Raw genomic sequence first — 1,586 nt, forward strand, 5'->3', positions numbered from 1 at the left:
GGCTTTGACTTCAGCCAGTTTGGCGGCGGCCAGCAGGGCGGCTTTGACTTTAGCCAGATGGGCGGTCAGCAGGGCGGCTTTGACTTCAGCCAGTTCGGCGGCGGTCAGCAGGGCGGCTTTGATATGAGCCAGTTCGGCGGCGGTCAGCAGGGCGGCTTCGATATGAGCGGCTTCGCAGGCGGCTTCAATACCAACGGCAATGCAAACATCGGTACAGACGCAGGCAACGGCGGCAACGCTAAGTCAGGTCTGAACGCTAAAATAAAGAATGATATGCCTACTACCGTTCCGAGCGGAAGCGAGCAGAGCGGCAAGTGCAAGGTAGAAAAGAAGACCTACAATTGTAAATTCACAGGCGGACAGAAGAGCTGCAACGTTATTCTTCCTCCTAACTATAATGCAAGCAAGAAGTATCCTGTAATGTACGTTCTCCACGGTATCGGCGGTGACGAAAACAGCATGGTAAGCGGTATGGGCGTTCAGGAGCTTATGGCAGGTCTTATCGCAAATGGCAAGGCAGAGGAAATGATCATCGTCCTCCCAAGCCAGTTCACAAGCAAGAATGGTTCTCAGGGCGGCGGCTTCGGTATCAATCAGGAGACCTGCGCTGCATATGACAACTTCCTCTATGACATCTCAGAGAGCCTTATCCCATACATTGAATCCAATTATCCTGTAAAGACAGGCAGAGAGAACAGAGCTATCACAGGCTTCTCAATGGGAGGCCGAGAGGCTATCTACATTGGTCTTATGCGTCCTGACCTCTTTGCATACGTAGGCGGCGCTTGTCCTGCACCAGGTATCACACCAGGCAAGGATATGTTCATGGAGCACCCCGGCTGTATGCAGGAGAGCGAGATGAAGTTCAGAAATGTAGGCCCTGAGCCTGAGGTATTCATGATCACAGGCGGTACAAACGATTCAGTCGTTGGTACATTCCCGAAGCAGTACAGCGATATCCTTACAAGAAACGGCGTTGAGCACGTTTACCAGTCTATCCCAGGCGGCGGACACGACGCTAACTCTGTAAAGCCACATCTCTACACATTCATGAGATATGCTTTCAAGGCTAACGCAAGCGAGTCTTCATCAAATACAAATACCAATACAAATACTAATACAAACACTAATACAAATACTAATACAAATACTAACACAAATAATCAGCAGAATAACAACAGCAACTTTAATCAGGGCGGTCAGCAGACAGGCGGCAGCGCTGTAACTAAGTGGGGCGACGCTAACAACGACGGCACAGTAGATATGGGCGACGTTGTAGCAATTATGCAGGCTCTTGCAGCTCCTAACAAGTTCAAGCTCGACGCACAGGGCACTGCAAACGCAGACGTTTACGAGAACGGCACAGGCCTTACTGCAAACGACGCACTTTCTGTTCAGAAGTTCCTCTTAGGTACTATCGACAAGCTCCCTGAGAGCTATGCTAAGGGTACTGCACCTGCTAACAACACAAATACCAATACTAATACCAATACTAATACAAACACTAACACTAACACAAATACAAATACCCAGCCAGCACAGGGCGGTTTCGATTTCAGCCAGATGGGCGGCCAGCAGGGCGGCTT

Annotated in this window: 1 protein-coding gene; it reads left to right on the forward strand. The window is 49.9% G+C overall.

Annotated elements, in window-relative coordinates; translation table 11 throughout:
- On the forward strand, positions 1 to 1,586 hold a 1,586-nt coding region (locus BT105_RS11465), incomplete at both ends, for an alpha/beta hydrolase-fold protein (protein WP_072300866.1).

The sequence above is a fragment of the Ruminococcus flavefaciens genome, assembly GCF_900119075.1.
Taxonomy (GTDB): Bacteria; Bacillota; Clostridia; order Oscillospirales; family Ruminococcaceae; genus Ruminococcus; species Ruminococcus flavefaciens_Q.